This window comes from Luteimonas sp. A501 (assembly GCF_054052085.1).
Map to the genome: position 1 here is coordinate 124,467 of NZ_JBSVRI010000002.1, position 26,562 is coordinate 151,028.

Sequence of the window (26,562 nt, forward strand, 5' to 3'; positions counted from 1 at the left end):
GTGAGCGTGCCCCTGCTCGAGCAGCTGGTGGAGGCCTTCCGCGTGTTGCCCGGCGTGGGCCAGAAGACCGCGCAGCGCATGGCCTACCACGTGCTTGAACGCGGGCGCGACGGTGGCAAGCGCTTGGCCGAAGTATTGGGCGAAGCGGTGGAGAAGATCGGCCACTGCGAGCGCTGCCGCGACTTCAGCGAGACGCCGCTGTGCGCGACTTGCGCCAGCGCGTCGCGCGATGCCCAGCTGCTGTGCGCGGTGGAATCGCCCGCCGACCGCCTGGCGATCGAGCAGGCGACGGGTTATCGCGGCCTGTACTTCGTGCTCCAGGGCCGGCTGAGTCCGCTCGACGGAATTGGCCCGCGCGAACTCGGCCTGCACGTGCTTGGTGAACGCCTGGCCGAAGGCGAGGTGCAGGAGCTGATCATCGCCACCAACCCCACCGTCGAGGGCGAGGCCACCGCGCACTACCTGGCGCAGCTCGCGCGCAAGCACGGTGTGCGCCCCAGCCGCCCCGCGCACGGCCTGCCGCTGGGCGGCGAACTCGAGTACGTCGACCGCGGCACGCTGTCCCACGCCTTCGGCAGCCGCGGCGAGATGGCCTAGGAGCCCCATGACCATTTTCCACAAGATCATCAAGCGCGAGATTCCCGCCGACATCGTCTACGAAGACGAACACCTCATCGCCTTCCGCGACATCGCGCCGCAGGCGCCGGTGCACGTGCTGTTCGTGCCCAAGGTCGACGTCGCCACGCTCAACGACCTGCAGGCCGACCAGGCCGCGGTCGTAGGCCGGCTGGCGCTGGCCGCGGCGGCGTATGCCAAGCAGGAGGGGTTCGACGGGGACGGCTATCGCATCGTCATGAACTGCAACGAAGACGGCGGGCAGACCGTGTTCCAGATCCACCTGCACCTGCTGGCCGGCGCGCCCCTCGGCCGTTTCGGTACGCCCGAATAGGGTTCTTCTCCCGGTTGCCGGGGTTCGGTTGTTGCTCCGGGAGGGGGCGCGCTGCCCGCCGTGGATGCAGGGGGGATGCCCAGCCGGATTATGCGCGTCCTGCTCCCAGATCCGGCCGCCGGACATCCATGGCCGGCTCTGGGCATCCCCCCTGCATCCACGGCGTGGCCGTACCTCTCTCCCTCAGTCGGGATAAGAACCCCGAATAAGCCCTACCAGTAACCCCACCACGGCCACGGCGCAGGACGCGTGACCAGGTTGCGCGGCCGCTCGGGCCAGAGGTAGACCACGTCGGCATCCACCAGCGGGAAGCGGTAGCTGTAACCGCCGATGTCGCGGCTCTCGTGCCCGGCCAAGCGCCCGGTGAACGTCACCTCGCGGTTGCGTTCGAACACCGCCGGGTCGTAGAAGCCGGAGCGGCAGGCGATGAAGCGGCCGCCGGTGTCGTCGTCGGCCCAGTACGGACGGCCGTAGTGGTCAAGGCGGGTCGAGACCATTTCAAAGCAGGTGCTGTCGGCGCGCGGCTCGACCTGGACGATGCGTCCGCCCCAACGCACCAGGCTGCCGCTGGCGTCGGATTCGGCCGCCACCCGCGGCGTGAGCGGGGCGTACTCGCCCTGCAGCGGCTTGGGCTGCGAGGCACATGCGGCCAGCAGCGCCGCGGAAGCCAGTGCGAGAAGGATGTGGTTGCGCATGGATGTCTCCGGAATGTCGGCGTGCGCCGGGCGTCAGGGGCGGTGCGCGCGCAGGTCGCGCAACAGGGCGCGGTGCTCGCCCTCCTGCCCGGGAGCGTAGCGCCAATTGTCGAAACGCGTGCCGAGGGTGAGGAGTGCGGCGGACTGCGGGCGGGTCGCCACCACGCGCGCCGCCCAGGCATTCGCGGTCTCATGCCGGTGCCGTCCCAGGCCCATCCGCGCGTAGCGCGCGGCCAGTCGGTGCCAGGCGCGCAGGACCGGGTCGCGTTCGCGTTCGCCGCGCGCCACCAGCCAGAGCATCGCCGCCAGCGCCAGCCCCGCCATCAGCGCGAACAGCAGCGCCAGCTGGCCGCCGCCAAGGTCGCGTCCGCCAAACGCGTGCAGGATGCGCTGCTGGCGATCGGCGTCGAAGCCGAGCACCAGGTCGTTCCAGCCGCGCCGCATCCAGTCGCCCACGCCCAGCATCGGGCCCAGCGCCTGCAGGCCGCCGGGGCTGCGCGAGGCGCGGTCGGCGATGGTGTCGTAGATGCGTTCGGGCGCGACGGCCGCGGTCGGGTCGACGCGCACCCAGCCGCGCCCGGGCAGCCAGGCTTCGACCCAGGCGTGGGCATCGGAGTTGCGCACGATCCAGTAGCCGCCCACGGGATTGCGGTAGCCGCCGACATAGCCGGTCACCACCCGCGCCGGGATGCCGGACGCGCGCATCAGCACCACGAAGGCCTGGCTGAAGTGCTCGCAGAAGCCCTCCTTCTGCTCGAAGAGGAATTCATCGACGGCATGGCGGCCGGGCAGGGGCGTGCCCAGGGTGTAGCCGAACTCGGCGCGGATCCATGACAACGCACGGTCGACGATGGCCGCGTCGGCGGCGGCGCCTTCGCCGGCATCCAGGCGCCACTGCCGGGCCAGGGCAAGCGTGCGCGGATTGAAGCCCTCGGGCAGCCGCAGCGCGGCGCTGCGCAGGAGTTGCCGGAGCTCGGGTTCGAACGTGGTGGGCGCGGCCGATGTCATCCGCCAGCGCGTCACCGAGGTCAGCGGCCGGCGCGTGGTCAGCGTGTGGTCGTACGCGCGCTGCGCGCCGTCGGGCGTCGCCACCGGAAGCTCCAGCGCGACCAGCATCCGGCGCTCCGTGGGCTCGACGTCGACCTGGTAGCTGTAGCGCGTTGCGCCGTGCTCGATGGCGGCCGGAGGCAGCGCGCTGAACCAGCGCGAGGCCGTCCACTCGCGGCCGTCGTAGTTCCACAGCACCGGGCCGCGCCAGTACATCTCCGAGGTCGGCGGCGTGGCGCCGTCGAAGGTGACGCGCAGCGCGGGGCTGTCGTCGACCAGCATGTCGATCCACTCGCCGGGCGACATGCTGTCCGACAGCCCGGTGCGGGTGATCGCACGCTCCGGCACGCCCCACAGCGGCGTGGCCATGCGCGGGAACAGCCAGAAGGCGGCCAGCGCCAGCGGCAGGCCGATGGCGACCATCGCGCCGACACGTCGAAGGCGTTCGCGCGGCGGCATGCCGGCGTCATCCCCGCTCTCGAACTCGGCCAGGCGCAGCATGGACGCAAGCGCCAGCAGCGCGGCGCCGAGCCCGAGCAACAGGCTCAGCGGCCCCTGGTCGAGGAGGAAGGTCGCGAACGGCGCGAACAGGGCGAAGCCGAGCAGGCTGCGCGCATCGCGCAGGGTCACCAGCTCCATCGGCTTGAGCGCGAGCATGGCGGCCAGAAGTGCGCAGCCGGTATCGCGGCCGAAGTGGAAGCCGGAGTTGGCAAGCACCAGGGCGACCAGCGCCACCGACAGCACCAGGCGCAGCACGGCAGGCAGCCGGCGGCGCCAGGACAGCGCGCCGACCGCGGCGGCGACCGCGGCCAGTCCGGCGGCGAGCGGCCCCGGCAGCTGCAGCAGCAGCGGCAGCAGGCACGCGCCCGCCGCGGCCAGGGTCCAGGCCCGCGCCTGCGGATCCAGCGTCGGACTGCGGCGGCGCGCCTCAGCCACGGCGGCCACCGGATTCCACGGCCAACGCGGGCATCAGTGCCAGCGCGCGCAGGCAGGCATGCCGGTGCACGGCGCCGCGGCCCGGACCGATCGCCTGCTGCGGCAGCTGCAGCCGGTAGCGACGGCCTTCGCGTTCGGCCTGGTCCACCCAGCGTGCCAGGCGGTGGATGCGGTCCTCGTACGCAAGCGGCACCAGCGACCAGTCCAGCACCACGTCCGCGCCTTGCGCCTGCTCGTACTCGCGCACCAGCAGCGAGCCGCGTCGCGCCGAGGGCTTCCAGGCGATCGCCCGCCGCGAATCGCCGCGGCGGTAGGCACGCAGGTGGTGCACGTCGTCACCCGACGGATGCAGCCGCGCCTGCGGCGCATCACCGGCACCGTGCGGCAGCGGCGGCCCGTCGGCTTCCGGGCGCGGATAGACCAGCAGCGGTTCGGCTGGCCAGGCATGGCCCCAGGCGCGGGCGATGCCGAGCGGCCGCGTCGTCGATATCGTGATGCGCTCCGGATGCAGCCAGCCCCGGCGCTGCGTGGGCAGCACCAGGCGCGCCTCGCCGGCGCCGTCGACCAGCGAGCTGGTGGCTTCGACGTCGCCCACGCGCAGGCGCAGGCCGCGCCGCGGGCGTGCTGTGTCGGCACGCAGGTGCACGCGCAGCGTGATCGGCGCGCCGGCCGGCACGGGTTCGGCATCGACCGCGACCACGCGCAGCCCGGACAGCTGCAGGTGCGCTGCAAACAGGCTGGCATTGCCGGCGCCGGCCAGCAGCAGGGCCAGCAGCAGGGCCGGGTTGTTGTTGTAGTTCAGGGCCCCGAGCAGCATCACCGCCAGCAGCGTGGCGAAGAAGGCGCCGAAGGCGGTCGGCAGGACGTAGATGCGGCGGCGGTTGAAGATGACCGGCAAGGGTTCGGGCCGCCGCGGCCGCGCGAGCGATCCAAGGCGTGCGCGCAGGCTGGCCAGGCGCCCGCCCGCCACGCTCAGTCGACCGCGACGGCGTGCAGGATCGCCTGCGCCAGCGCGGCCTCGTCGCCGGCGTCGGCGTCGGCCACCAGTCGATGCGCGGCCACAGCGGCGAACAGTGCCTGGATGTCGTCGGGCAGGACGTGTCCACGCCCGAGCAGCAGCGCGTGCGCGCGTGCCGCACGCAGCAGGGCGATGCCGGCGCGCGGCGACAGCCCCACGCGGACCCCGGCGTGGTGGCGGCTGCGTTCAAGCAGCGCCTGAACGTAGCGGACCAGGGCGTCACTGGCGTGCACCGAAAGCACCGCCTCGCGCAGGCGCAGCACATCATCGCCGCCGAGCATCGGCATGGCCTGGGCAATCAGGTGGCGCCGGTCGCTGCCGGCCAGCAGCGCGCGCTCGGCCTCGGCGTCCGGGTAGCCCAACTGCAGGCGGAGCAGGAAGCGGTCCAGCTGCGAGTCCGGCAGGGGATAGGTGCCGGCGAGGTCGACCGGGTTCTGGGTGGCGATCACGAAGAACGGGTCGGGCAGCAGGTGCGTGCTGCCGTCGACGGTGACCTGGTGCTCGGCCATGGCTTCGAGCAGGGCGCTCTGCGTACGCGGTGGCGCGCGGTTGATCTCATCGGCCAGCAGCACGTGCGCGAATACCGGCCCGGGATGGAAGGTGAAGCTCGCGGCCTGCGCGTCGTACACCGACACGCCGACGATGTCCGAGGGCAGCAGGTCGGAGGTGAACTGCACCCGCTGGAAGCCGAGGCCCAGCGTTGCCGCCAGCGCATGCGCCAGCGTGGTCTTGCCGAGGCCGGGCAGGTCCTCGATCAGCAGGTGGCCATCGGAGAGCAGGGCGGTGAAGGCGAAGCGGACCGCCTGCGCCTTGCCCAGTACCAGTGAGTTCACCTGCGCTTCGGCATGATGCAGGGACTTGCGCAGGGCGTCGGGTAGCATGTCCTGTTTTGCGGACTGGGCAGTCATGCCGGGCTCCGTAAGAGTCCACCGAAGTGTAACGAGGTCGCTGCCGGATGCGGGAAAAGATCGACGCACGTGCGACCTTCGTCGCCCTCTGGTGTGCGCTGCTGCTGCTCAAGGCGGTGGTGGCTGCACGCCTGCCGCTGTTCGTGGACGAGGCTTTCTATTGGCAGGAGAGCCGGCACCTGGCGTGGGCCTACTCGGACCTGCCGGGGCTGACCGCGTGGCTGATCCGCATCGGGACCGCGGTGTTCGGCGAAGGCACGCTGGCGCTGCGCATGCCATTCCTGCTGCTGGCATCGCTGGTGCCCTGGCTGGTGGTGCGGATCACCGCGCGAGAGTTCGGTGAGAGGCAGGGTTGGGTGGCCGGTATCGCCGCGCTGCTGCTTCCACTGTCGGGCACCCTGGGCCTGATGGCGCTGCCGGACGCGGCGATGGTCGTGGCCACGCTGCTGTGCCTGGATGCAGGCACGCGCCTGCTGCGCGAGGTCGGGTACGGCGCCGCGCTGCAGCTGGCCGTCGGCCTGGCGATCGGAGCGCTGAGCCACTACCGCTTCGCGGCGGTGATCGGCGTCGGCGTGATGGCGCTGTTTGCACTGCCGCAGGGCCGCCAGGCGCTGCGCGACCCGCGCCTGTGGATCGCGATCGCCTTCGGCGCGGCGGCCTGGACACCGCTCCTGGCCTGGAACTTCGAGAACGCCGAGGCCGGCCTGCGTTTCCAGCTGGTCGATCGCCACCCGTGGGCCTGGCATCCGGAAGGCACCTGGTTCATCGCCATCCAGACGCTGTTGGCAACGCCGCTGCTGTTCGCGGCGCTGCTGTGGGCGGGCTGGCGCGGCGCACGCGCGCCCAGCGAGCCCGTGCGCTTCATCGCGCTGTCGGGCGGCCTGGTCGTGCTCGGCTTCTTCGTGCTCGGCTTTTTCGCCGATACCGAGCGGGTGAGCTTCCACTGGCCGCTGCCGGGCCTGGTGGCGCTGCTGCCGCTGCTGCCGGCGCTGCTCGTGCGATGGCCGCGCTGGTTGCGCGTGCTGACATGGGCCACCGCGGGCGTAGGCCTGGCCGCGGTGCTGGGCTACCACGCACTGGTCTCGGTGCCGGAGCTGCGCGCGCGGACCGCTTCGCTGAAATGGTATCCGTCCAACTTCGCCGGATGGGACGTGCTTGCCGATGCCGTGCGCGAGCTGCGCGAAGACATGCCGGAAGGCACGCGGCTCGTGGCGGACAACTTCAAGATCGGCGCCGAACTCGGCTTTGCGCTCGGCGATGCTTCGATCGAGGTGCTGGAGCATCCGGCCAACCGCCAGCATGGGCGCGCGCCGCAGCTGCGCCTGTGGGGCCTGGAGGCGGCCGGCGCGACCGACCCCGGCGGGCCCGTACTGCTGGTGATCGCGGCCAGCGAGGTCGAATACAAGCACCTGCTGCTGCGCTACCACGCACTGTGCGGGCGCTTCGGCGCGTTGCCGCCGCCACGCGTGCTCAACGTCGACCACGGGCGCACGCGCTTCCTGCTGTTTGCGATCGAAGAGCGCGCCGCGGACGCGGCCTGCACGCTTCCAGCCATGGCCTGGATCGACACGCCCGCCGCCAATGCGCGGGTCGGCACTGCGTTCGATGTCGGCGGCTGGGCGTTCAAGGATGGCGTCGGCATCGAGCGGGTCGAGGTACTGCTCGACGGCACCCTGGTGGCGGAGGCCGATTACGGCATCGAGAGTCCGGGCGTGGCGACGTATTGGGGCATCTCGACCGATGCCGGCCACCCCGAAGTCGGCTTCTCCGCCCGCGTCGAGCTGCCGGCCGGCAGCGCCGGCGAGCATTGGCTGGGCCTGCGGCTCCATGGCCGGGACGGCAGCGTCGAGGACTGGTCGGAGCAGCGCATCATCGTGGATGCGGCCGCGCGCTGAACTTCAGGGCAGGACCAGGCCCGACTCGCGCAGCAGGCGCACGGTGTCCAGCAGCGACAGGCCGACCAGAGCCGTCGGGTCGCGGGTTTCGATGGCTTCGAACAGGGTGATGCCCAGGCCTTCGGACTTGAAGCTGCCGGCGCAGTCGAAGGGCTGCTCGCAGTCGACGTAGCGCTCGATCTCGCCGCGGCCAAGCTGGCGGAACCGCACCAGCGTGGTGTCGAGCGCCGTGGCCATCGTGCCGCTGCCGACGACTGCCACGGCGGTGCGGAAGGCTACTGCGCGTCCCGACATCGCCTGCAGCTGCGCGATCGCCGCCTCGCGGCTGCCGGGCTTGCCCAGGGCAACGCCGTCGAAGTCCGCGACCTGGTCCGAACCGATCACGCGCGCGCCGGGATGCAGCGTGGCCACGGCCCGGGCCTTGGCTTCGGCCAGGCGCAGGGCCAGTGCGGACGGGGTCTCGCCCGCAAGTGGCGCTTCGTCGACTTCGGGGCGGGCGGTGTCGAACGGCAGCCGCAGCCTGGCAAGCAGCTCGCGGCGGTAGGGCGAGGTCGAGGCCAGCACCAGATTGGCGTCGCTGCTCACGGCTGCGGCGCCCTGGCGCGCTCGATGTGCAGGAGCTGCTGGTCGATGCGCGCACGCGCGTCGTCGATCGAGGTGCGGACGGCATCGAGCTGGCTGGGCGAAGCCGCGGAACCATGCTGCTGCAGCCACAGGCGCTGGCGCAGCATTTCCTGCAGAGCCGCGCGCACCGGATCGTCGCCTTCGCCCGCCACGGCCTCGATTTCACCGCGTGCGGTGCGCAACCTCGTCTCCAGGGCATCGGCGGCATCCAGGACTCCGGCCATCGCCCGCCGGTGCCGGCCCTGGCCGGCGCGACGGCGCAGCAACAGCCCGGCCACCAGGGCGACCAGCGCCAGGAACGCGCTCCACAGCAGTGTTGGCGTCAAGTCGGGGACCTCGCGTGCGGGGCCGCAGTCTGCCGGGGAACCGGAGCCGGTGGCAAACTGTCGCCGCGCGGGCCGCGGCATGGAATTCCCGGGCGGGGCCGGGTTTGACACGGGCGGGTCCGAGGCCTAACATTTTGCGGCTTATGTCCGTAGACGTGCCCGAGGTAGTGGACGCTTGGCGCATGGTTGCGGCCCGGCGGGAGTTCGTGGGCCGCCTGCCGCTGTCCGCGCTCCCGCGCCTGCGCGAGGCGCTGGCAGACGACGAGGGCGAGGTGGCGTACACCGTCTCCTTCGACCGCGACTCGCTGCAGGTGCCCTATGTCGAGCTGGGTATCGAAGCACGCCTGCCGCTGCTGTGCCAACGCACGCTGCAGCGCTTCGTGTTCCCGGTGTCGCTGGTGCAGCGGCTGGGGCTGCTGCGATCGGGGGATGATGAAGGCGAGGCCGCCGAAGCCGCGCTGCCACCAGGGTATGAAGCCCTGGTCGTGGCCGACGACGGCGCCATCCGCCCCATCGACCTCGTCGAGGATGAGCTGATCCTGGCGGTGCCGGTGGTACCGGTGTCGCCCGGGTCGGAAAGCGTCGAACGCGACTGGCCGGTCGCCGCCGACGAAGAGGCGCAGATCAACCCGTTCGCGGCGTTGTCGGCGCTGAAGAAAAAAGATTGATCAAGCTGATCCGATCGACCCTGGTCCGATCAGCCCTGGTTCCTGATTGACTATTCCTGCTGCTGGAGCACTCCCATGGCTGTACAGAAATCCCGTGTTTCCCCCTCGCGCCGCGGCATGCGCCGCGCCCATGACGCGCTGAGCGCCAAGCAGCTGGCGACCGACCCGGTGTCGGGCGAGACCCACCTGCGCCACCACATGACCGCCGACGGCTTCTACCGCGGCCGCCAGGTGATCGTGCCCAAGACCCGCGTGGCCGAAGAAGACTGATCCTCAGCGCGCCCGCTTCCATCGCGGGCGATGCCCTGGCCGTGGCGCCCCCGTGCGCCACGCAGCCGTCGGCGCCATGCGTGGCGCCCAGCAACACGCGAGGTCCGTCTTCGTAATGAGTGAGTCCGCCGCACCGCGCACGTACGCGCGCATTGCAGGGACCGGCAGCTACCTGCCGGCCAAGGTCCTGACCAACGACGACCTCGCGAAGTTCGTCGACACCTCGGACGAATGGATCGCGGCGCGCACCGGCATCCGCCAGCGCCACATCGCCGCCGAGGGCGAGACCACGGGTGACCTGGCTTTCCATGCCGCAGTGCGCGCGCTGGAAGCAGCGGGCATCGAGGCCTCCGAGGTCGAGCTGATCATCGTCGGCACGACCACGCCCGACCTGATCTTCCCGTCCACCGCCTGCCTGGTGCAGGCGCGCCTGGGCGTGGCCGGCTGCCCGGCGTTCGACGTCAACGCCGCCTGTTCGGGCTTCATCTTCGCGCTCAGCGTGGCCGAGAAGTTCATCATTTCGGGCTCGGTCAAGACCGCGCTGGTGATCGGCTCGGAAACCTTGACCCGCATGGTCGACTGGGGCGACCGCACCACCAGCGTGCTGTTCGGCGACGGTGCCGGCGCGGTGGTGCTCAAGGCCGATACCGAGACCGGCATCCTCAGCACCCATCTGCACGCCGACGGCGCCAAGAAGGAGCTGCTGTGGAACCCGGTCGGGGTCTCGGTCGGGTTCAAGGAAAACGAGAAGAACGCCGGCGTGCGCATCCAGATGGCCGGCAGCGATGTCTTCAAGCACGCCGTCAAGGCGCTCGACAGCATCGTCGAGGAGACGCTCGAGGCCAACGGCATCGACCGCAGCGAGATCGACTGGCTGATCCCGCACCAGGCGAACCTGCGCATCATCGAAGCCACGGCCAAGCGCCTCGACCTGCCGATGGACCGCGTGATCGTTACCGTCGACAAGCACGGCAACACCTCGTCGGGCTCGGTGCCGCTGGCGCTCGACGAAGCGGTGCGCTCGGGCAAGGTCGAACGCGGCCAGCTGCTGCTGCTCGAAGCCTTCGGCGGCGGCTTCACCTGGGGCTCGGCGCTGCTGCGCTACTGAGCAACTGCACGCTGCATGGCGAAAGGGCCGCGGGAAACCGCGGCCCTTTTGCGTTTCCCGGGGATTCTGGAAGAGCTTTTTTGCCACGGATACACGCGGATAAAGCGAGAGCATCGAGTGGCCGCGCTGCACTCCTGATTTTGCTCTATCCGTGTAAATCCGCGTAAATCCGTGGCAGAAAGCTTTTGTTCGACCTTTCCCGGCTGCGTTGAGGGTCATCGGGGAGCGGGCAGGATGGGTCGCTGTCGCTCGGCGGCCAAGCTCAATACGGGCGGGTACAGACGGAGCGGGTGGTTCGGGCTTATCATCGCCCGGCTTTTTTGATCTGGACCATCACTTGACCGCTTCGCAGCTCGCATTCGTTTTCCCAGGCCAGGGCTCGCAGTCGTCGGGCATGCTTGCCGACCTCGCCGCGCGCGGAGAGGTGGTGCGAAATACCTTCGCCGAAGCGTCCGAAGGTGCAGGGGTCGATCTCTGGGCGCTGTCGCAGGATGTCGACGACGCGCAGCTCAACAGCACCGAGTTCACCCAGCCGGCGCTGCTGGCGGCGGGCGTGGCCGTGTGGCGCGCCTGGCAGGCCGCGGGCGGGCCGGCGCCGTCGCTGCTGGCCGGCCACAGCCTGGGCGAGTATTCGGCGCTGGTCGCGGCCGGTGCGCTGCCGCTGGCGGATGCCGCACGCCTGGTGCGCCTGCGCGGCCAGCTGATGCAGGCCGCGTCCCCGGCCGGTACGGGCGCCATGGCCGCCGTCATCGGCGCCGAGGACGCCCTCGTTCGTGAGACCTGCACCGAGGCGTCGGGTGACGAGGTAGTGGTGCCCGCCAATTTCAATTCGCCGGGCCAGGTGGTGATCGGCGGCCATGCGGCTGCGGTCGACCGTGCGCTGGAACTGCTTGCCGCCAAGGGCGTGCGCAAGACGGTGAAGCTCGCCGTCAGCGTGCCCTCGCACACGCCGCTGATGCGCGAGGCCGCCAACCGCCTGTCCGAGGCGATGGCAGGGCTGGCGTGGAGCGAGCCTTCGCTGCCGGTGGTGCAGAACGTCGACGCCGAAGTCCACGACGGCGTGCAGGCCATCCGCGACGCCCTGGTGCGCCAGCTCTACCTCCCCGTGCAGTGGACCGGTTGCGTGCAGGCCCTCGCCACCCGTGGCGCCACCCGCATCGGCGAATGCGGCCCCGGCAAGGTCCTCACCGGCCTGGCCCGCCGCATCGACAAATCCCTCGAAGCCCGCGCCCTTGGTACCGTCGCAGACTTCGACGCGGCTTTGGCAGAATGGAAAAGCTGATTTTTGCCACGGATTTACGCGGATAAGGGCGGATCTACGCGGATAGGGCAAGTGCAGATGAAAAGGCACAAGCGAGGTTCCGCTGCGGCCCATTCCTGTTTTATTCGTGTAAATCCGTGAACAATCCGCGTAAATCCGCGGCAAAAGCTCTTACTGATACAGGCAGAAGCAGAATGACCCAGGAACTGAAAGGCGAGATCGTGCTGGTGACCGGCGCAAGCCGTGGCATCGGGGCGGCGATCGCGGACGAACTGGCTGCGCGTGGCGCGACGGTCGTCGGCACCGCCACCAGCGAGGGCGGGGCGAAGGCGATCGGTGAGCGGCTCGCCGCGCAGGGCGGCCATGGCCGCGTGCTTGACGTCACCACGCCTGGTGCGATCGAGGCCCTGGTCGATTCGATCGCGAAGGACATCGGCCCGATCTCGATCCTGGTCAACAACGCCGGCATCACCCGCGACAACCTGCTGATGCGCATGAAAGATGAAGACTGGCAGGCTGTCATCGACACCAACCTGAGCAGCGTCTTCCGCAGCTCGAAGGCAGTGATGCGCGGCATGATGAAGGCGCGCAAGGGCCGCATCGTCAACATTGCTTCGGTGATCGGCGTGATGGGCAACGCCGGCCAAGCCAACTACGCCGCCGCCAAGGCCGGCATCATCGCCTTCTCGAAGTCGCTGGCGAAGGAGATCGGCAGCCGCGGGGTGACCGTGAACGTGGTCGCCCCGGGCTTCATCAGCACCGACATGACCCGCGACCTGCCCGAGGACGCCAAGGCCGCGATGGCGGCGCAGATCGCACTGGGCCGCCTCGGCGAGCCCGCCGACATCGCCCGCGCCGTCGCCTTCCTGGCCGGCCCGGACGCCGGCTACATCACCGGCGAAACCCTGCACGTCAACGGCGGCATGTACATGCCGTGACGGAAGCGGCCGCCAGGTCCCTGAACGGAAAGGGGCCGAACCGGCCGGTACCACCTCCACCCGAATCCCTTACACTACCCACCGCAACAGCCTCCACCGGAGCCGGATACCTATGAGCAGCATCGAAGAGCGCGTCAAGAAGATCGTCGTCGAACAACTGGGCGTCAAGGAAGACGAGGTCAGCGCCAGCGCCTCCTTCGTCGACGACCTGGGTGCGGATTCCCTCGACACCGTCGAGCTGGTGATGGCGCTCGAAGAAGAGTTCGAGTGCGAGATCCCCGACGAAGAAGCCGAAAAGATCACTTCGGTGCAGCAGGCGATCGACTACGTCAAGACGCACGTCAAGGCCTGACTCGCCAGGCGGCGCAGCGCGCCGCACCGAGTAAAAAACCCGGGGCCGCTCATGCGGCCTCGGGCGTTTCCGGCGCGCCGCGCGGCGGCGTGCACAACCGTCCAGGAGTCCACATGTCCAAGCGTCGCGTCGTCATCTCCGGCCTCGGCATCCTGTCGCCGCTTGGCAATGACCTGGCCTCGTCATGGCAGGGCATCGTGGACGGCCGTTCGGGCATCGGCCCGATCACCAATTTCGACGCCTCGGCCTTCGCCACCCGCATCTCGGGTGAGGTGAAGGGCTTCGATCCCACGCTGTGGATCGCGCCGAAGGACGTCAAGAAGATGGACCCCTTCGTCCACTACGGCGTGGCAGCGGCGATGATGGCCCTGGCCGACGCCGGCCTGGACGTCGCGGCGGATGATCCCGAGCGCATCGGCGTCGCCATCGGCGCCGGCATCGGTGGCCTGAAGGGCATCGAGGAAACCACGGTCAAGTTCCACGAGGGCGGCCCGCGCAAGATCTCGCCGTTCTACGTGCCCAGCACGATCATCAACATGATCGCCGGCCAGGTGTCGATGATGACCGGCGCCAAGGGCCCGAACATCGCCGCGGTCACCGCCTGCACCACGGCCACCCACAACATCGGCCTGGCGATGCGCATGATCCAGTACGGCGACGCCGACGCGATGATCGCCGGTGGCGCCGAGTTCGCCACCACGCCGACCTCGCTCGGCGGGTTCTGCGCGATGAAGGCACTGTCGACCCGCAACGACGACCCGCAGCGCGCCTCGCGTCCCTGGGACGAGGGCCGCGACGGCTTCGTCATGGGCGATGGCGCCGGCGTGCTGGTAATCGAGGAGTACGAGCGCGCGAAGGCGCGTGGCGCGCGCATCTACGCCGAGCTCGCCGGCTTCGGCATGAGCGGCGACGCGTACCACATGACCGCGCCCAGCGAGAACGGCGAGGGCGGCGCGCGCTGCATGGTGGCCGCGATCCGCGACGCCGGCATCGACCCGTCCGCGGTCGGCTACATCAACGCCCACGGCACCTCCACCCCGGCCGGCGACCTGGCTGAAACCATGGGCATCAAGAGCGTGCTCGGCGAGCATGCGCGCAAGGTCATGGTCAGCTCGACCAAGTCGATGACCGGCCACCTGCTGGGCGCGGCCGGTGGCGTCGAAGCGGTGTTTTCGGCGATGGCGCTGCACACCGGCGTGATCCCGCCGACCATCAACCTCGACAATCCTTCCGAAGGCTGCGACCTCGACTACGTGCCGCACACCGCGCGCGAGCAGCAGGTCGACGTGGCGATGTCGAACTCGTTCGGCTTCGGCGGCACCAACGGCAGCCTGGTCTTCCGCCGCATCTGAGCACGGTGCCGCCGCAGGGCGGCGGAACCCGCATATGACCCACGTCCGCGAGCTGGCGCCCGGCCTGGACCTGCTCGCGCTGCAGCAGCGTGCGTCCGCGCGCTATCCACTGCTGCTTGAATCGGTGGCCTCGGGCACTGCGCTCGGGCGCTGGGACATGCTGCTCATCGCTGACGGTGCACGCATCACGCTCGACCGCGACGGCATCACACGGCGCAGCGACTGCTTGCCTGCTGAGGGCGCGTCCGCGGGCGATGACTTCCTGCGTACCCTCGACGCCGACTGGGGCGCCTTGCGCCGGCCGCGCGCGCCTTCGCCGTGGCCCTTCCAGGGCGGTTGGGCGCTGCTGTTGGGCTATGAGCTTGGCGCGCAGGTGGAGCCGGTGCTGCGCCTGCCGCCCGCCCCGGGTGTGCTGCCCGTGGCCGTGGCCTGCCGCTGCCCGGCTGCGGTGCTGCGCGACCGCACCAGCGGCGAAACGGTGGTGCTGGCGGAAGAGGGCACCGAGGCGTTGTTGGAGCAGGTGCTGGCGGATATCGCAGCGATCCCTGTCGCGACATTTCCGGGTCCGGTATCGTCTGCTGCCTTCGTATCGACGGAGCCGATGGCGACATCACGGCCGTACGTGAAGCCAATGGCCGCCTCGATCGCCGCGCCGCACTGGCCGACGCTGCTCGATTGTCGCGAAGACCCGGACGGCGACTACCTCGCCGCCGTCGCCCGCGCGCTCGAGTACATCCGCGCCGGCGACGTGTTCCAGGTCAACCTGTCGCGGGCCTGGGAAGCGCGCTTCGATGCACCGGTCGCACCCGCCGCGCTGTACGAACGCCTGCGCCGCGCCAACCCGGCCCCGTTTGCCGGCCTGTTCGATCTCGGCGATGACGGCGCGGTGGTCAGCGCCTCGCCCGAACGCCTGGTCTCGGTGCGCGGCGACCTGGTCGAGACCCGGCCCATCGCCGGCACCCGGCCGCGCCTGCCCGGTGACGACGACATCGAGCGTATCCGCGAGATGGTCGGCCATGCCAAGGAGCGCGCCGAGCACGTGATGCTGGTCGACCTGGAGCGCAACGACCTCGGCCGCGTCAGCCGCGCCGGCAGCGTCGAGGTCGACGAGCTGATGGTGGTGGAAAGCTATGCGCACGTGCACCACATCGTGAGCAACGTGCGTGGCCGCCTGCGCGCCGATGCGACGCCGGGCGAGGTGCTGCGCGCGGTGTTCCCCGGCGGCACGATCACCGGCGCGCCGAAGGTGCGCTGCATGGAGATCATTGCCGGGCTGGAAGGCGTCGGCCGCGGCGCGTACACCGGCGCCATGGGCTGGCTCGACCGCAGCGGCGACATGGACCTCAACATCCTGATCCGCAGCGCCGAGGTCGGCGGCGACGTGCTGCGCTTCCGCACCGGCGCCGGGATCGTGGCCGATTCCGATCCCGCGCACGAACTCGACGAGACCCGCGCCAAGGCCCGCGGCATGCTGCAGGCCATCGGTGCCTGACCGGCGCCGCGGCGGGCACGGTATCCTTCGACGCATGCATCCCGACCACCATCGCCAGATCGGCGGGCGCGCGCCATGAAGGCGTTCAAGCGCATCGTCCTCGTCCTGTTCCTGCTCTCGGCCGTCGTCGCCGGCGCGGCCGGCTACCAGGCCTGGACCAGCTACCAGCGCTTCGCGACCGGGCCGCTGCCGGGCGTCGAGGCCGGCGACAACCTGATGGTCGAGCGCGGCGACACGCTGCGCAGGGTGGTCGCGCGCCTGCGCGGGCAGGGCATCGACGCCGGCCGCGACCTTGAGTGGCGCCTGCTGGCGCGCCAGCTCGGCACCGGCGGCCACATCCAGGTGGGCGAGTACGCGCTCGAGCCGGGCATCACCGCCACGCAGCTGCTGGCGCACATGCGCGACGGCAAGGTGGTGCACCACCGCTTCACCATCGTGGAGGGCTGGACCATCCGCGAGCTGCGCGCCGCGCTGGCCCGCGCCACGCCCCTGGTGCAGACCCTGCACGAGGTCGACGACGCCGCGCTGATGACGATGCTGGGCCGCGAGGGCGTGCATCCCGAAGGCCGCTTCCTGCCGGAAACCTATGCCTATGACCGCGGCGACAGCGACATCGACCTGCTGCGCCGCGCCGCCGCCGACCTCGATGCCGCGCTGGACGCCGCCTGGCAGGCGCGCGCCGACGACCTGCCGATCGACACCCCCGAGGAGGCGCTGGTGCTGGCCTCGATCGTGGAGAAGGAAACCGGCATCGCCGAAGAGCGGCCCATGATCGCCGGCGTGTTCACCCGCCGCCTTCGCATCGGCATGCGCATGCAGACCGACCCGACGGTGATCTACGGCATGGGCAGTGGCTACGACGGCAACATCCGCCGCCGCGACCTGCTCACCGACACGCCGTACAACACCTATACCCGCGACGGCCTGCCGCCGACGCCGATCGCCATGGTCGGCGCCGCCGCGCTGCGCGCGGCCACGCAGCCGGAGGAGACCGACGCGCTGTACTTCGTCGCCATCGGCGACGGCAGCGGCCGGCACGTATTCTCGCCCTCGCTCGAGGCGCACAACGCCGCCGTGCGCCAGTACGTGCGCCGCTACCGCGAACAGCACGGGCCGCGATGAGTCGGCTGTCGATGAGCGTGCTGCCCATGCATCCGCGCCTGGTGTCGCTGGAAGGCGGCGAGGGCGCCGGCAAGACCACGGTGCTGGCCGCGCTGCGCGAGGCGCTCGCGGCCGACGGTGGCGAAGTGGTGGTCACCCGCGAGCCCGGCGGCACGCCGCTGGCGGAGAAAATCCGCGAGTTGCTGCTGCATCCCGGCGACGAAGCGGTGGCGGCCGAAACCGAGCTGCTGCTGATGTTCGCCGCGCGCGCGCAGCACGTGCGCGCCATCGTGCAGCCAGCGCTCGAGCGCGGTGCCTGGGTGCTGTGCGACCGCTTCACCGATTCCAGCTACGCCTACCAGGGCGGCGGTCGTGGCCTGGACGCAGGCTTCATCGCCGGGCTCGAACGCCGCGTGGTCGGAATCCGCCCCGGACTGACGCTGCTGCTCGATATCGACGTGGCCCAGGGCCGTGCGCGCATCCGCAGCCGTGACCCGCAGCCCGATCGCATCGAACGCGAGCGCGATGCGTTCTTCGAGCGTGTGCGCGCGACCTTCCTCGCGCGCGCGGCGGCCGAGCCCGCGCGCTTCCGCGTGGTCGACGCGTCACGCCCGGTGGACGAGGTCGTGGCGGCGGCGCTGGCCGCGCTGCGCGCATCGCGGATTGGGCCATGAGTTTCGACGCTCCACTCGCGCCCTGGCAGCAGCGCGCGTACGACCATGCCGCCGCCGCGCTTGATGGCGGGCGCATGGGGCACGCGCTGCTGTTCACCGGGCCGGCGATGCTGGGCAAGCGTGCGGTGGCCGAACGCCTCGCCGGGCGCGTCCTGTGCCAGGCCGGCGATGGCGCGGCGCGGCCCTGCGGCCAGTGCCGCCCCTGCGTGCTGTACCGCTCGCGCTCGCAGAAGGATCCGCTGGAGCAGCGTCCCGACGGCTCGCTGTCGCAGCCCTGGGGCCACCCCGGGCACCCTGATGCGATCTTCGTCGGCCACGCCTGGCGCCACACGCCGTCGCCGCCGCGGCAGATGGCGGTGATCCCGGTCGACCAAGTGCGCGAACTGTCCGCGCGCTTGGCCACCACGCCGCAGTACGGCAGCGCGAAGGTCGCGATCATCGATCCCGCCGACGACATGAACGATGCCGCCGCCAACGCCCTGCTCAAGACGCTGGAAGAGCCGGTGCCCGGGCGCTACCTGTGGCTCTTGAGCGCGAACCCCGCGCGCCTGCCGGCGACCATCCGCAGCCGCTGCCAGCGCCTCGAGTTCCGCCTGCCGCCGGCCGACGAGGCCGCGGTCTGGCTGCAGTCCCAGGGCCATGCGCCGGCGTCGGCCATCGAGGCGCTTGCCGCGGCGCGGGGCCATCCCGGGCTGGCCGACGCCTGGCTGCGTGACGGTGGCATGGCGCTGCGCCGCGAGGTTGCCACGGACCTGGCCAAGGTCGCATCCAACGCGGCTTCGCCGCTGGAGGTCGCCAAGGCCTGGACCACGGACGAACTGGCGATGCAGCGCCTGCTGCACGCCGCCGACCTGTCCCGCGACCACGCCGCCGGCTTGACCGACCCCGCCGGAATCCGGAAGCTGGCCGCCTGGTTCGACGCCGCGAATCGCACCCGCGAACTGCTGCGCAGCACGGTCCGCGCCGATCTCGCGGTGGTGGAACTGCTGCTCGCATGGCGCGACGCGGCGGGCGACAAGGCAAGGGGAGTCACGCGATGAGTGCAACCGGTGGCGGCGCGCGGCAGGGCATCCTGTCCCTGGCGGTCAAGGACAAGGCCCAGCTGTACGCGGCCTACATGCCGTATCTCAAGCACGGCGGCATCTTCGTGCCGACCACGCGCCGCTATTTCATCGGCGACGAAGTCTTCGTGCTGCTGACCCTGCCCGAATCCAGCGAGCGCCTGCCGGCTGCCGGCAAGGTGGTCTGGGTGACCCCGCCCGGCGCCCAGGGCAACCGCACCGCCGGCATCGGCGTGCAGTTCGCCGACACCACCGAGGGCGAGAACGTGAAGGGCAAGATCGAAACCCTGCTGGCGGGCAGCCTCACCGCCGAAAAGCCCACGCACACCATGTAGGAGCAGCCAGAGCTGCGACCGCCGGGTCTTGCCTGGGCGTGGGTCGCAGCTATAGCTGCTCCTACATGAGCGGTTGGGCTTTCTGTCAGCGCCTCAACGCCGGCGAATCCCAGCCCGGCCGCGGGGCGAACCGGTTGCCGTGCGTTGCCTGCAGCGCCTTGAGCCGCAGCAGCAGGGCATCCGCCCCCGATTCGCGCACGTACTGGATCGGGCCGCCGCGGAACGGCGCGAACCCGGTGCCGAAGATCACGCCCGCATCCAGCAGGTCGCCGTCGGCCACCACGCCTTCGTGCAGCGCCGCCACCGCTTCGTTGACCAGCGGCAGGATCAGGCGATCCTCGAGGTCCGCCGGCACTTTGTAATCCTTCGGCACGTCCGGCTTCTTCGCCTTGCCGTCCGCCCAGGTGTACAGGCCCTGGCCGTCCTTCTTGCCGCGCTTGCCCATCTCGGGCGGCGTCGCCAGCGATGCCGGGATCGGCAGGCCGAGGAAGGGCGCGAGCTCCGCGCCGACACCGGCGGCCACGTCCAGGCCCACGGTGTCGATCAGTTCAATCGGACCCATCGGCATGCCGAACTTCACCGCCGCCCTGTCGATCACCGCGCCCGGGATGCCTTCCGAATACGCGGTCGCGGCCTCGAGCATGTACGGGAACAGCAGGCGGTTGACCAGGAAGCCCGGCGTGCCGGCCACCGGTACCGGCAGCTTGTCGATCGCCTTGCAGAACGCGGCCAGGCGGCGCTCGGTGTCGGCGTCCATCGCGTCGTGGCGCACGATCTCCACCAGCGGCATCAGTGCCACCGGATTGAAGTAGTGCAGGCCGGCGAACTGCGCCGGGCGCGCGAGACCGGTGCGCAGTTCGTCCAGCGGGATCGAAGAGGTGTTGGTGGTGAGCAGGGCGTCGGCCTTGAGTTTCGGTTCCACGCCCGCGTACAGCGAACGCTTGGCCTCCGGCTGTTCGATGATCGCCTCGATCACCAGATCCGCGCCGGCCACGCCGTCGCCTGCCAGATCCGACTTCAGTCGCGCCGCAACCTCCGGCCGCTTCGCATCGACCTTGACCTTCCTCGCGAACAGCTCCTGCGCACGCGCCAGCGCCTTGTCGATATAGCCCTGCTCGCGATCCTGCAGCGTGACATCGAAGCCCTTCAGCGCCGCCCACGCCGCGATGTCGCCGCCCATCACCCCTGCGCCGATCACGTGCACGCGCTGGATGCCGCTGTCCTTTCCGCCCAGGGCCTTCAGCCGCTCCTGCAGGAAGAACACACGCGTCAGGTTGCGCGCGGTCGGCGTGCCCGCCAGTTTCACCACCGATTTGCGCTCAGCGGCCAAGCGGTTCTGGATGTCCCCGCCCGTGCGCCGCCAGGTCTCGATCAGCGCGTAAGGCGCGGGGTAGTGCTCCTTGCGGGCCTTGCGTGCGACCTGCTTGACCAGCATCGGCGCCATCACCTGGCGCACCGGCCCGAGGTTGGTCAGCCAGCCCGTGAAGCGCTGTTTGAAGGGGCGCATCACGCCCTTGAGCGCGAGCCCGGCGGCGGCGTCCACCAGCTGCGCCGGCTCCACCACCTCGTCGACCAGGCCGATGGTCTTCGCCGCCGACGCCGACAGCGTGCGTCCGGTCAGCATCATGTCCATCGCAGCCGGCGTGCCCACCAGGCGGGGCAGGCGCACGCTGCCGCCCCAGCCGGGATAGATGCCCAGCTTCACTTCGGGCAGGCCGATGCGCGTGGAGGGATCGTTGCTGGCCACGCGGTAGCGGCAGGCCAGCGCGATCTCGGTGCCGCCGCCCATGCAGAAGCCGTGGATCGCGGCGACGGTGGGGCAGGGCAGTTCGGCCAGGCGCTGGAACGCCTGCTGGCCGCGGCGGATGGAATCGCCGATGGTGCCCTTGGCATCGAACTCGGCGAACTCGCGGATGTCGGCGCCGGCGATGAAGCCCTTCGCCTTCCCCGAACGCAGCACCAGTGCTTTTGGCGGATCGAGTGACAGCCGCTCGAGCAGGGCGTCGAGCTCGACCAGGACGTCTTGGGCGAAGGTGTTCACCGACTCGCCTTGGCGGTCGAACGTGAGCAGGACAACGCCGTCTGTGCGCTGCTCCACCTGCCAGTGGCTGAAGCGCAGACCATCGAGGCCAGGAATCATGCGGAACCATCCGTGCGGGTACGGGGGAATTGCCTATGATCCAGAGTCTGTTTCACCGGCGTCAAATGGTCCGCTTCGGCGTATCGGGCTTGCACGCGGCTGAACGCGACCCCAGATGATCCTGCAGCAGGGAACTTTTGCCCTGCGTGAAGGTCATATCCGGTCCCCAGGGCCGGTCCCGAGGAGAGCACCGGCCGATGGCTGAAATCGACAACACGCAGCTCGACCAGGATCTTGTCCGCCGCGTCCAGCAGGGCGACATGGCAGCGTTCGACCTGCTGGTGCGCAAGTACCAGCATCGCGTGGCCGCGGTGGTGGGGCGCTACGTGCGCGACTGGAGCGAATGCCAGGACATCGCCCAGGAGACCTTCATCCGCGCCTACCGCGCGATCGGCAGCTTTCGCGGCGACGCGCAGTTCTATACGTGGCTGCACCGGATCGCGGTCAACACGGCCAAGAACCACCTGGTCGCGCACAGCCGCCGTCCGCCGACCGATGACATCGAGGTTGGCGACGCCGAGCACTTCGACTCCGCAACCGCGCTGCGCGACAACGACACGCCGGAACGCGAGCTGATGCGCCAGCAGCTGGAACAAACGGTGCTTCGCGCGGTCCAAGCACTGCCCGAGGAATTGCGCACGGCGATCACCTTGCGCGAAGTCGAGGGCCTGAGCTACGAGGAGATCGCCTCGCGCATGGACTGTCCGATCGGCACCGTCCGCTCGCGGATCTTCCGCGCCCGCGAAGCGATCGACATCGAGCTCGAACCCCTGATGGATACCGGATCCGCGCCCGCACGCGCGGCGCGATGAGCACACTGATGACCAACGACTACGACAACATCGATTTTGAACCGGCGCCGCCGGACAAGCTCTATGCCCACAATCGCCGGCAGCTGTCGGCGATGCTCGACGGCGAGCTTTCACCGGACCAGGCGCGCTTCATGCTGCGCCGCCTCCAGCACGACGGCGAGCTGGCCGCGTGCTGGGAGCGCTGGCAGGTCAGCGGCGACGTACTGCGCGGCCGCGGCCATGCCCTGCTGCCGGCGGACTTCTCCAAGCGGGTGGCGGCTGCCATCGCCGGCCCTGCCGCCGCGGCCGCATCGCCAGCCGGGAACGCGCGGCCACGACCGCCGCGCCTGCTGCGCTGGGGCGGCGGCGCGCTGGCCGCTTCGGTTGCGCTGGTGGCCTTGTTCATGGCCCGGCAGATGCCCGACGCCCAGGCGCCGGAGCTCGCCACGGCCTCCAGTACTTCGCTGTCCGCGCCGGTCCTTGTCGAAAGCGCTGCTGCAGCGGCTCCGCTTGCGCAGACCGCGGAGACCGATGGCGTCGGTATAGATCCCGCGTCGCCCGCATCCGCGACGGATGCCCCATCGGATCTGCTGGCCGCCGCCGCACCGCTGGCAATCGCCGTGGCCGAGGTCCCCCGTCGCGCCGGTGACCGCAGCAGCACGCGCAGCCAGGCACAGCGCGCCGCGGTGCGCCGCTCGCAGGCTGCGGTCGACGCCCCGGCCCGGGCGGTGGCGACAGCACCACGGCTGCCCGTGGCGCCGCTGCTACCCGCGCTCGAGGTCCCGGTCCCGCAGGCAGCACGGCCGGCCGCCATTGATGCCGGACTGCCGATCCTGGCCGCAGTGCCTTCGCCCGCTGCGGATGGCGAGGCCCTGTTTGGCGCACCGCCGGCCGCGGCCACGCGCCCCTGGCCACGTGCCACGCTGTCCGGCCTGTCGGCCACGCGGCCGTTCGCGGCCGGCTACGGACTGCAGCAGGCCGACAGTTTCGCGCCGTTCCAGCCGCGGCTGGAAACGCCACGCGAGGCAGGCGTACAACTTCCCGATCACCAAGCCGAGGCCGATCCCCGATGAAAACCCCCGTCTTTGCCCTGGCCCTGGTCGCGCTGACCGCCGCCGGTACCGCCGCGGTCGTGATTCCGGCCGCCACCGCGCAGTCACAGGACCAGGCTCCGGCTCCGGCGGCGGTGTCCGCGCCGCCATCGGCCCCGCTGGTCACCGGACTGCCGGACTTCACCCGTCTGGTCGACCGCGTGGCGCCGGCAGTGGTCAACATCGAGGTCACCATCGACGGCCGCGGCAACCGCCAGGCGCAGGCGATGCCGGATGACATGCCCGAGTTCTTCCGTCGCTTCTTCGGTCCCGGCACGCCGTTCCCGGGCGCGCCGCAGGATCCGGGTCCCGGTCGCGGCGGCATGTCGATGGGCAGCGGCTTCCTGATCTCCGGCGACGGCTATGTGATCACCAACCACCACGTGGTTGCCGGCGCGAGCGATGTCCGGGTGACGCTGCCCGACCGTCGCGGGTTCAACGCCGAGGTGATCGGCAGCGACGAGCAGTCCGACGTGGCGGTGCTGAAGATCGATGCCAGGAACCTGCCCTTCCTGCGCGCCGGCGACGCCAACAGCGTCAAGCCCGGGCAATGGGCGGTCGCGATCGGCTCGCCGTTCGGCTTCGACCAGTCGGTCACCGCCGGCATCGTCAGCGCCGTCGGGCGTGCCAACCGCTATTCCAACCAGCGCTACGTGCCTTTCATCCAGACCGACGTCGCGATCAACCGCGGCAATTCCGGTGGCCCGCTGCTCAACACCAGCGGCGAAGTGATCGGCATCAACTCGCAGATCTTCTCCAATTCCGGCGGCTACATGGGCGTCAGCTTCGCGATCCCGATCGACGTGGTGATGAACGTGGCCGAGCAGCTCAAGGACACCGGCCAGGTGCGTCGCGGCCAGATGGGCGTGCAGGTGCAGGAGATCGGGCCCGACGACGCCAAGGGCCTCGACCTGCCCGACATCCGCGGCGCGCTGGTCGCCGATGTGATCCAGGGTGGCGCGGCCGAGAAGGCCGGCATCGAGCGCGGCGATGTGATCCGCGAGGTCGACGGTGTCAGCGTCAACCAGTCCAGCGACGTGCCGCCGATGATTGGCGGCAAGGCACCGGGCAGCAAGGTCCGGGTCAAGATCTGGCGCGAAGGGCGCACCCGCGACATCACCGTGACCCTGGGCGAGCTTGACGAAGGCATCGCGGGTGCGGGTTCCCGCCCGGCGGCGCGACCGCCGGCGGCGCAGCAGAGCAATCCGCTGGGCCTCGTCGGCAGCGAGCTGAACGCGGAACAGCGCCGCCGCCTGGACCTCAAGCCGGACGAGGGCGTGGCCGTGGCACGCGTCGAAGGACTGGCCGCGCGCAGCGCCGGCATCCAGCCGGGCGACGTGATCCTGCAGGTGGGCCGCGTGAACGTGGCCACCCCGGCCGCGCTCGACCGCGAGCTGGGCAAGGTCAAGACTGGAGAAACGGTCATGTTGCTGGTCCGCAACCGCAGCGGCGGGACGCAGTTCATCGCAGTGACGCCCCGCGAGAGCGCGAAGTAGGGGCCGCCACGACCCCTGGGGAGCGGCCACAGCCGCACTGTGTGGAGCGGCCGCAGCCGCACTGTGGGAGCGGCTATACCCGCGATTGCACGTTCCGGGGATTTCCATGGCGGCGATCGCCGCTATAGCGGCTCCTGCAGGGGCCGCGGCGGCTCGCGGCGGCTGTGCGACAATATCCCGTTCGACGATCCGGCCCGACGCGGCCACCAGACTGCCGCCCATGCCCCCCGAATCAATGCGGAACATCCGCAACTTCTCCATCATCGCGCACGTCGACCACGGCAAGTCGACGCTGGCCGACCGCATCATCCAGCTGTGCGGCGGATTGACCGCGCGCGAGATGGAATCGCAGGTCCTCGACAACAACCCGATCGAGCGCGAACGCGGCATCACCATCAAGGCGCAGTCGGTGTCGGTGCCGTACACGGCGCGCAACGGCGAGACCTACCACCTCAACTTCATCGACACCCCCGGCCACGTCGACTTCAGCTATGAAGTCAGCCGCTCGCTGGCGGCCTGCGAGGGCGCGCTGCTGGTGGTGGATGCGGCCCAGGGCGTCGAGGCGCAGTCGGTCGCCAACTGCTACACCGCGGTCGAGCAGGGGCTGGAAGTCATCCCGGTGCTCAACAAGATCGACCTGCCCACCGCCGACATCGAGCGCGCCAAAGCCGAGATCGAAGCCGTGATCGGCATCGACGCCACCGACGCGGTCGCGGTCAGCGCCAAGACCGGGCTCAACGTGGAAGAGGTGCTGGAGGCCATCGTGCACCGCATCCCCCCGCCGCAGCCGCGGGACACCGACAAGCTGCAGGCGCTGATCATCGACTCGTGGTTCGACAACTACCTGGGCGTGGTTTCGCTGGTGCGGGTGATGCAGGGCGAAATCAAGGCCGGCGCCAAGATGCTGGTCATGTCCACCGGCCGCACCCACCAGGTCGACAAGGTCGGCGTGTTCACGCCGAAGCGCAAGGAAACCGCGGCCCTGCGCGCGGGCGAAGTGGGCTGGATCAATGCGTCCATCAAGGACGTGCACGGCGCGCCGGTGGGCGACACGCTCACCCTCGCCGGCGATCCCGCGCCGCATCCGCTGCCGGGCTTCCAGGAAATGCAGCCGCGCGTGTTTTCCGGTCTGTTCCCGGTGGATGCCGACGACTACCCGGACCTGCGCGAGGCGCTTGAAAAGCTGCGCCTCAACGACGCCGCGCTGCGCTTCGAGCCGGAAAGTTCCGAGGCCATGGGCTTCGGTTTCCGCTGCGGCTTCCTCGGCATGCTGCACATGGAGATCGTGCAGGAGCGCCTTGAGCGCGAGTACGACCTCAACCTGATCAGCACCGCGCCGACGGTGGTCTACGAAGTGTTGATGACCGACGGCGAAGTCATGACGCTCGACAACCCGGCCAAGCTGCCGCCGTCGAACAAGATCGAAGAAGTGCGCGAGCCGATCATCCGCGCCAACATCCTCACGCCGCCGGATTACGTCGGCAACGTGATCACCCTCTGCGAAGAGAAGCGCGGCAGCCAGATCGGCATCAACTACCTCGGCAGCCAGGTGCAGATCAGCTACGAGCTGCCGATGGCGGAAGTGGTGCTGGACTTCTTCGACCGCCTGAAGTCGGTCAGCCGCGGCTACGCCTCGCTGGACTACCACTTCGTGCGCTTCGACGCCGGTCCCTTCGTGCGCGTGGACACGCTGATCAACGGCGACAAGGTCGACGCATTGTCGATCATCGTCCACCGCAGCCACGCCGACCGCCGCGGCCGCGACCTGACCGACCGCATGAAGGACCTGATCCCGCGGCAGCAGTTCGACGTCGCGATCCAGGCCGCCATCGGCTCGCAGATCATCGCCCGCAGCTCGGTCAAGGCGCTGCGCAAGAACGTGCTGGCCAAGTGCTACGGTGGCGATATCAGCCGCAAGAAGAAGCTCCTGGAAAAGCAGAAGGAAGGCAAGAAGCGCATGAAGCAGGTCGGGCGCGTCGAGATTCCGCAGGAAGCCTTCCTCGCGGTGCTCCAGGTGGACAACAAGTGATGGCG

General features: G+C 70.2%; 26 protein-coding genes. 19 read left to right on the top strand and 7 right to left on the bottom strand.

What is annotated here, in order from left to right; translation table 11 throughout:
• On the top strand, positions 1-597 hold the full coding sequence (recR, locus tag ACW7G5_RS07070; protein ID WP_457003109.1) for a recombination mediator RecR: 597 nt from the start codon (positions 1-3) through the stop codon (positions 595-597).
• A gap of 7 nt (positions 598-604) precedes the next feature.
• Positions 605-949: a histidine triad nucleotide-binding protein gene (locus ACW7G5_RS07075; RefSeq protein WP_457003111.1), complete on the top strand. Its 345-nt coding sequence runs from the start codon at positions 605-607 to the stop codon at positions 947-949.
• Positions 950-1,161: 212 nt separating this feature from the next.
• On the opposite strand, the gene ACW7G5_RS07080 is transcribed toward ACW7G5_RS07075, so the two are convergent.
• The 4 genes from ACW7G5_RS07080 to ACW7G5_RS07095 are packed head-to-tail and all read right to left on the bottom strand — an operon-like array spanning position 1,162 to position 5,553.
• Positions 1,162-1,644 (bottom strand): Slp family lipoprotein, encoded by a 483-nt coding sequence (locus ACW7G5_RS07080; protein ID WP_457003113.1) that lies wholly within the window; start codon positions 1,642-1,644, stop codon positions 1,162-1,164.
• Between the two features lie 33 nt (positions 1,645-1,677).
• Positions 1,678-3,627, bottom strand: a complete 1,950-nt coding sequence (locus tag ACW7G5_RS07085) for a transglutaminase TgpA family protein (protein WP_457003115.1) — start codon at positions 3,625-3,627, stop codon at positions 1,678-1,680.
• Positions 3,620-4,582: a DUF58 domain-containing protein gene (locus ACW7G5_RS07090; protein ID WP_457003958.1), complete on the bottom strand. Its 963-nt coding sequence runs from the start codon at positions 4,580-4,582 to the stop codon at positions 3,620-3,622. Before ACW7G5_RS07090 ends, ACW7G5_RS07085 begins: the two co-directional genes overlap by 8 nt.
• 17 nt (positions 4,583-4,599) lie before the next feature.
• Positions 4,600-5,553: an AAA family ATPase gene (locus tag ACW7G5_RS07095; RefSeq protein ID WP_457003116.1), complete on the bottom strand. Its 954-nt coding sequence runs from the start codon at positions 5,551-5,553 to the stop codon at positions 4,600-4,602.
• Between the two features lie 47 nt (positions 5,554-5,600).
• Here ACW7G5_RS07095 and ACW7G5_RS07100 point away from each other — a divergent pair, with 47 nt between their 5' ends.
• A complete protein-coding gene (locus tag ACW7G5_RS07100) occupies positions 5,601-7,448 on the top strand; it encodes a glycosyltransferase family 39 protein (RefSeq protein WP_457003118.1) in 1,848 nt (615 codons plus the stop codon).
• Positions 7,449-7,451: 3 nt separating this feature from the next.
• On the opposite strand, the gene ACW7G5_RS07105 is transcribed toward ACW7G5_RS07100, so the two are convergent.
• Both ACW7G5_RS07105 and ACW7G5_RS07110 read right to left on the bottom strand, forming a co-directional pair.
• On the bottom strand, positions 7,452-8,033 hold the full coding sequence (locus tag ACW7G5_RS07105; protein WP_457003120.1) for a Maf family protein: 582 nt from the start codon (positions 8,031-8,033) through the stop codon (positions 7,452-7,454).
• Positions 8,030-8,398 (bottom strand): hypothetical protein, encoded by a 369-nt coding sequence (locus ACW7G5_RS07110; RefSeq protein ID WP_457003122.1) that lies wholly within the window; start codon positions 8,396-8,398, stop codon positions 8,030-8,032. Before ACW7G5_RS07110 ends, ACW7G5_RS07105 begins: the two co-directional genes overlap by 4 nt.
• 143 nt (positions 8,399-8,541) lie before the next feature.
• On the opposite strand from ACW7G5_RS07110, the gene ACW7G5_RS07115 reads away from it, so the two are divergent.
• The 12 genes from ACW7G5_RS07115 (at position 8,542) to ACW7G5_RS07170 (ending at position 19,010) form a co-directional block, all read left to right on the top strand.
• On the top strand, positions 8,542-9,066 hold the full coding sequence (locus tag ACW7G5_RS07115) for a YceD family protein (RefSeq protein ID WP_457003123.1): 525 nt from the start codon (positions 8,542-8,544) through the stop codon (positions 9,064-9,066).
• Positions 9,067-9,141: 75 nt separating this feature from the next.
• Positions 9,142-9,336: a 50S ribosomal protein L32 gene (gene rpmF / locus ACW7G5_RS07120; RefSeq protein WP_343255971.1), complete on the top strand. Its 195-nt coding sequence runs from the start codon at positions 9,142-9,144 to the stop codon at positions 9,334-9,336.
• A gap of 115 nt (positions 9,337-9,451) precedes the next feature.
• Positions 9,452-10,444, top strand: coding sequence for a beta-ketoacyl-ACP synthase III (locus ACW7G5_RS07125; protein ID WP_457003126.1), 993 nt, complete (start codon positions 9,452-9,454; stop codon positions 10,442-10,444).
• A 337-nt stretch (positions 10,445-10,781) separates the two neighbouring features.
• Positions 10,782-11,726, top strand: a complete 945-nt coding sequence (fabD, locus tag ACW7G5_RS07130) for an ACP S-malonyltransferase (protein ID WP_457003128.1) — start codon at positions 10,782-10,784, stop codon at positions 11,724-11,726.
• Positions 11,727-11,899: 173 nt separating this feature from the next.
• Positions 11,900-12,643 (top strand): 3-oxoacyl-ACP reductase FabG, encoded by a 744-nt coding sequence (gene fabG, locus ACW7G5_RS07135; RefSeq protein WP_457003130.1) that lies wholly within the window; start codon positions 11,900-11,902, stop codon positions 12,641-12,643.
• A gap of 112 nt (positions 12,644-12,755) precedes the next feature.
• Positions 12,756-12,995 (top strand): acyl carrier protein, encoded by a 240-nt coding sequence (acpP, locus tag ACW7G5_RS07140; RefSeq protein ID WP_343255975.1) that lies wholly within the window; start codon positions 12,756-12,758, stop codon positions 12,993-12,995.
• Positions 12,996-13,108: 113 nt separating this feature from the next.
• Positions 13,109-14,347 (top strand): beta-ketoacyl-ACP synthase II, encoded by a 1,239-nt coding sequence (fabF, locus tag ACW7G5_RS07145; RefSeq protein ID WP_457003132.1) that lies wholly within the window; start codon positions 13,109-13,111, stop codon positions 14,345-14,347.
• A 34-nt stretch (positions 14,348-14,381) separates the two neighbouring features.
• On the top strand, positions 14,382-15,839 hold the full coding sequence (locus tag ACW7G5_RS07150) for a chorismate-binding protein (protein WP_457003134.1): 1,458 nt from the start codon (positions 14,382-14,384) through the stop codon (positions 15,837-15,839).
• A 75-nt stretch (positions 15,840-15,914) separates the two neighbouring features.
• Positions 15,915-16,961 carry an endolytic transglycosylase MltG gene (gene mltG / locus ACW7G5_RS07155; RefSeq protein ID WP_457003136.1) on the top strand — a complete coding sequence of 349 codons (1,047 nt, stop codon included), beginning with the start codon at positions 15,915-15,917 and terminating at the stop codon, positions 16,959-16,961.
• Positions 16,962-16,972: 11 nt separating this feature from the next.
• The gene (gene tmk, locus ACW7G5_RS07160; protein ID WP_457003138.1) at positions 16,973-17,614 is read left to right on the top strand and encodes a dTMP kinase; all 642 of its coding nucleotides are present in this window, start codon (positions 16,973-16,975) and stop codon (positions 17,612-17,614) included.
• On the top strand, positions 17,611-18,654 hold the full coding sequence (locus tag ACW7G5_RS07165) for a DNA polymerase III subunit delta' (RefSeq protein ID WP_457003139.1): 1,044 nt from the start codon (positions 17,611-17,613) through the stop codon (positions 18,652-18,654). The genes tmk and ACW7G5_RS07165 overlap by 4 nt, the downstream gene beginning before the upstream one ends.
• Positions 18,651-19,010 carry a PilZ domain-containing protein gene (locus ACW7G5_RS07170; RefSeq protein ID WP_457003141.1) on the top strand — a complete coding sequence of 120 codons (360 nt, stop codon included), beginning with the start codon at positions 18,651-18,653 and terminating at the stop codon, positions 19,008-19,010. Before ACW7G5_RS07165 ends, ACW7G5_RS07170 begins: the two co-directional genes overlap by 4 nt.
• Before the next feature lie 85 nt (positions 19,011-19,095).
• On the opposite strand, the gene ACW7G5_RS07175 is transcribed toward ACW7G5_RS07170, so the two are convergent.
• Positions 19,096-21,150, bottom strand: coding sequence for a 3-hydroxyacyl-CoA dehydrogenase NAD-binding domain-containing protein (locus tag ACW7G5_RS07175; protein WP_457003143.1), 2,055 nt, complete (start codon positions 21,148-21,150; stop codon positions 19,096-19,098).
• Positions 21,151-21,347: 197 nt separating this feature from the next.
• Between ACW7G5_RS07175 and rpoE the strand changes: the two genes are divergently transcribed.
• The 4 genes from rpoE to lepA all read left to right on the top strand — a co-directional run bounded on the left by rpoE (position 21,348) and on the right by lepA (position 26,557).
• Positions 21,348-21,962: an RNA polymerase sigma factor RpoE gene (gene rpoE / locus ACW7G5_RS07180; protein WP_457003145.1), complete on the top strand. Its 615-nt coding sequence runs from the start codon at positions 21,348-21,350 to the stop codon at positions 21,960-21,962.
• A complete protein-coding gene (locus ACW7G5_RS07185) occupies positions 21,959-23,014 on the top strand; it encodes an RseA family anti-sigma factor (RefSeq protein WP_457003147.1) in 1,056 nt (351 codons plus the stop codon). The genes rpoE and ACW7G5_RS07185 overlap by 4 nt, the downstream gene beginning before the upstream one ends.
• On the top strand, positions 23,011-24,528 hold the full coding sequence (locus ACW7G5_RS07190) for a Do family serine endopeptidase (protein WP_457003148.1): 1,518 nt from the start codon (positions 23,011-23,013) through the stop codon (positions 24,526-24,528). The genes ACW7G5_RS07185 and ACW7G5_RS07190 overlap by 4 nt, the downstream gene beginning before the upstream one ends.
• 235 nt (positions 24,529-24,763) lie before the next feature.
• The gene (lepA, locus tag ACW7G5_RS07195) at positions 24,764-26,557 is read left to right on the top strand and encodes a translation elongation factor 4 (protein ID WP_457003960.1); all 1,794 of its coding nucleotides are present in this window, start codon (positions 24,764-24,766) and stop codon (positions 26,555-26,557) included.
• Positions 26,558-26,562 lie beyond the last annotated feature (5 nt).

Excerpts from the sequence above, each read along its gene's own strand:
- ACW7G5_RS07075 (WP_457003111.1), top strand. The coding sequence starts at position 605 with ATGACCATTTTCCACAAGATCATCAAGCGCGAGATTCCCGCCGACATC.
- ACW7G5_RS07080 (WP_457003113.1), bottom strand. The coding sequence starts at position 1,644 with ATGCGCAACCACATCCTTCTCGCACTGGCTTCCGCGGCGCTGCTGGCC.
- ACW7G5_RS07095 (WP_457003116.1), bottom strand. The coding sequence starts at position 5,553 with ATGACTGCCCAGTCCGCAAAACAGGACATGCTACCCGACGCCCTGCGC.
- ACW7G5_RS07100 (WP_457003118.1), top strand. The coding sequence starts at position 5,601 with ATGCGGGAAAAGATCGACGCACGTGCGACCTTCGTCGCCCTCTGGTGT.
- ACW7G5_RS07115 (WP_457003123.1), top strand. The coding sequence starts at position 8,542 with ATGTCCGTAGACGTGCCCGAGGTAGTGGACGCTTGGCGCATGGTTGCG.
- rpmF (WP_343255971.1), top strand. The coding sequence starts at position 9,142 with ATGGCTGTACAGAAATCCCGTGTTTCCCCCTCGCGCCGCGGCATGCGC.
- ACW7G5_RS07125 (WP_457003126.1), top strand. The coding sequence starts at position 9,452 with ATGAGTGAGTCCGCCGCACCGCGCACGTACGCGCGCATTGCAGGGACC.
- fabG (WP_457003130.1), top strand. The coding sequence starts at position 11,900 with ATGACCCAGGAACTGAAAGGCGAGATCGTGCTGGTGACCGGCGCAAGC.
- acpP (WP_343255975.1), top strand. The coding sequence starts at position 12,756 with ATGAGCAGCATCGAAGAGCGCGTCAAGAAGATCGTCGTCGAACAACTG.
- fabF (WP_457003132.1), top strand. The coding sequence starts at position 13,109 with ATGTCCAAGCGTCGCGTCGTCATCTCCGGCCTCGGCATCCTGTCGCCG.
- ACW7G5_RS07150 (WP_457003134.1), top strand. The coding sequence starts at position 14,382 with ATGACCCACGTCCGCGAGCTGGCGCCCGGCCTGGACCTGCTCGCGCTG.
- mltG (WP_457003136.1), top strand. The coding sequence starts at position 15,915 with ATGAAGGCGTTCAAGCGCATCGTCCTCGTCCTGTTCCTGCTCTCGGCC.
- tmk (WP_457003138.1), top strand. The coding sequence starts at position 16,973 with ATGAGCGTGCTGCCCATGCATCCGCGCCTGGTGTCGCTGGAAGGCGGC.
- ACW7G5_RS07165 (WP_457003139.1), top strand. The coding sequence starts at position 17,611 with ATGAGTTTCGACGCTCCACTCGCGCCCTGGCAGCAGCGCGCGTACGAC.
- ACW7G5_RS07170 (WP_457003141.1), top strand. The coding sequence starts at position 18,651 with ATGAGTGCAACCGGTGGCGGCGCGCGGCAGGGCATCCTGTCCCTGGCG.
- ACW7G5_RS07175 (WP_457003143.1), bottom strand. The coding sequence starts at position 21,150 with ATGATTCCTGGCCTCGATGGTCTGCGCTTCAGCCACTGGCAGGTGGAG.
- rpoE (WP_457003145.1), top strand. The coding sequence starts at position 21,348 with ATGGCTGAAATCGACAACACGCAGCTCGACCAGGATCTTGTCCGCCGC.
- ACW7G5_RS07185 (WP_457003147.1), top strand. The coding sequence starts at position 21,959 with ATGAGCACACTGATGACCAACGACTACGACAACATCGATTTTGAACCG.
- ACW7G5_RS07190 (WP_457003148.1), top strand. The coding sequence starts at position 23,011 with ATGAAAACCCCCGTCTTTGCCCTGGCCCTGGTCGCGCTGACCGCCGCC.
- lepA (WP_457003960.1), top strand. The coding sequence starts at position 24,764 with ATGCGGAACATCCGCAACTTCTCCATCATCGCGCACGTCGACCACGGC.